Source organism: Corallococcus sp. AB049A (genome assembly GCF_003668885.1).
Taxonomy (GTDB): Bacteria; Myxococcota; Myxococcia; order Myxococcales; family Myxococcaceae; genus Corallococcus; species Corallococcus interemptor.
This window is the reverse complement of record NZ_RAWL01000711.1, coordinates 1-2,341: the sequence shown is the minus strand read 5'-3', so window position 1 is coordinate 2,341 and position 2,341 is coordinate 1. Positions and strand designations below refer to the sequence as shown.

General features: G+C 71.5%; 3 protein-coding genes. 1 reads left to right on the top strand and 2 read right to left on the bottom strand.

The genetic code is table 11. The annotated features are described in order from the left end of the window. The coding region (locus D7X55_RS38570; RefSeq protein ID WP_233610331.1) for a response regulator at positions 1-462 on the top strand (462 nt) is incomplete at its 5' end. 1 nt (position 463) lies between these two features. On the opposite strand, the gene D7X55_RS38565 is transcribed toward D7X55_RS38570, so the two are convergent. Together D7X55_RS38565 and D7X55_RS38560 are read right to left on the bottom strand one after the other, a co-directional pair. After that, a complete protein-coding gene (locus tag D7X55_RS38565) occupies positions 464-1,072 on the bottom strand; it encodes an outer membrane beta-barrel protein (RefSeq protein WP_120552674.1) in 609 nt (202 codons plus the stop codon). Continuing rightward, complete coding sequence (locus D7X55_RS38560) at positions 1,069-2,157, bottom strand: hypothetical protein (RefSeq protein WP_147470398.1); 1,089 nt, start codon at positions 2,155-2,157, stop codon at positions 1,069-1,071. The genes D7X55_RS38565 and D7X55_RS38560 overlap by 4 nt, the downstream gene beginning before the upstream one ends. Positions 2,158-2,341: the final 184 nt, after the last annotated feature.

Below are 2,341 nucleotides of genomic sequence, written 5' to 3'. Positions count from 1 at the left end.
CCCCGCCCCCGTCCGCCGTGTCCGTCACGCCTCCTGCCTGGCGTTGGCGCGCTGATGCGGGTCCTCGTCGTCAGCCCGCATCCGGCGTCCCGTGCGCTGCTCAGCCGCTTCCTGGACGCGGAGCCGGACGTGGAGGTGTCCGCCACGGGCGAGCCCGATGACGCCTTCGCCTCCATCAAGGAGAACAAGCCCGCGCTGGTGGTGGTGGACCTGCGCCGCCCGGACGAGGACCACCCGCTGTTCCTGGGACTGTTGCGCAAGCGGCACCCGTCGCTGCCGGTCATCTCGCTGGTGCCCGGCCGGCTGCGCATCTTCGACGGCCGCTCGGAGCGCGTGCGCGAAGCCCACGGCGACACCGCGGAGGCGCTGCACCACCTGATGGGGTCGGTGCTCCAGGCCACGCGCGACCTGTTGGCCCAGCACCTGCTGCGGATGCTGCGCCCGCCCGTGGGACGGGCCTGAGCTACAGGCGCAGCCGGTAGCCCAGGGCCGCGAGCACCGCGCCCGCGTTCACGTCGCCCGTGGTGAGGAAGTCCACCGGAGCGAAGTGGTACTTCGCTTCCAGGAAGAGCCCGCCCGGTCCCATCGGCAGCTCCGCGCCCGCCAGCGCCTGGAAGCCCAGCCCGCCGCCGCTCTCCGACGTGGTGCTGTCGAAGGACTCCACCGTCGCGCGGTGCAGGTACAGGCCGGGGCCCGCGCCCACGTAGGGCGTGAGCGGCCCCAGCGCGCGAGGGAAGCGGAACACGGCGGACAGCTGGATGGCCACCTCGCGCTCGGCGAGCGTGTACGGGGCTTCAATGGGCTGGCCCAGGTTGTCCAGCTGGGGGCCGCGCAGCGTCCCCGACGTGGAGGGCCGGTGGTAGTTCACCTCCAGCACCAGCGCGAGGCGCCGCTGGAGCAGGGGCGTGAGGTAGCCCACCTCGCCGCCCAGGAACAGGTCGCCGCCCAGCGACGTGACGGGCTTGATGAAGCCCACCTTGGGCGCGATGAAGATGGGGCCTCCGTTGTCCTTCTTGGAGGCGGAAGGGGCGGCGGCCAGCGCCGCGGCCGCGAGCAGGGCGAGGGCGTTCATGGGGACACGGTGAAGCCGGAGGGAAGGGTTCCGAAGGCGCCGCTGGGGTCCGTGACGATGAGCCCGTAGGTGCCGGGCACGACGCCGCCGGGACACGCCGGATCCGTGACGGGCCGCGAGTCGAAGCCGGAGCACGTGGGCACGGTGGCGCGCAGCTGCGTCGGGGAGGCGAGCTCCACGTCGTACAGCGGGATGTTCACCGTCTGGCCCGGATCCGTCTTCACGGGCGCGACGAGGTACACGTCTTGGAGCTGGGGCCCGGACGTGAAGGCCGCCGGGCCGCTGGACGCGGTGTTGGTGAGGGTGATGACCGTGTCGCTGTGGGCGGGGCCGCTCGCGGGCGACGCGGAGAGGGTGCCCAGCCGCGGATAGGTGACGGTGAGCGCCTGGGGCCGGGTGACGGAGCAGCCCTCGGGGTTGGTGAGGGTGAGCGCGTAGGTGCCTTCCGGCGTCGCGGGGGGGACTTCGGTTTCGATGCGCGTGTCGGAGACGACGGTGAGGGTGAAGAGGGGCTGGTCCTCTTCTCCGTCGCGCTGGAGGACGATGAGCGGCAGCGCGTCCGAGCGGAAGCCACTGCCTTCGATGACGAGAGGACTGCCGCCGCCGTAGTTGAAGCCCCCGGGCGTGGAGAGGTTCGTGATGGCCGGCGGTGGCACGACGCGCAGGGCGTCCTCGAGCTCGGAGGTTCCGCCGAGCGGGTTGGTCACGGACACGCGATAGGTGCCGGGCGGGAGCGAGCTCGACGGCGTGGTGTCGCGGGTGGGCAGGTCCATCCGCATGAGTTCGGTGCGCGCGAAGAAGACGTGGTCGGCGGGGACGGTGTAGTCGGCGGGGCCGCTCAGCGAGACCTGGGGCAGCTCCACGGAAGGCGTGTCGGTGAGCGCGTCGCGAGGCACCGGGGTGAAGCGGCTGCCGATGAGCTCCAGGCGCCATCCCGCGGTACCGCCACCGGCGTTGCACACGCGCGCGGGGGTGATGAGCCGCTGCAGCGGATTGATGAGGCCCTCGAGCTTCGGGGTGGTGCCTTCAGTCGCCTCGGAGCAGGCGACCAGGCTGAGCAGTGCGGCGGCGACCGGAAGGCGCACGGGTTCCTCCATCATCCCGTCAACAAGGCTGTCACACGTTAGGCCGGGGCCCAGAAGGGTCAGGAGTTTTTTCCGGCTCCGAGCCCACAGACCAGGCCCATCCGTGGGGTTCTGGACCTCAAGTGCCTGATATCGCAGGGGAATATTTGCCGAGGGAGCCTCGGCACGCCGAATGCTTAGGCAC

Coding starts and splice junctions, on each gene's coding strand:
- D7X55_RS38565 (WP_120552674.1), bottom strand. CDS start 1,072: ATGAACGCCCTCGCCCTGCTCGCGGCCGCGGCGCTGGCCGCCGCCCCT.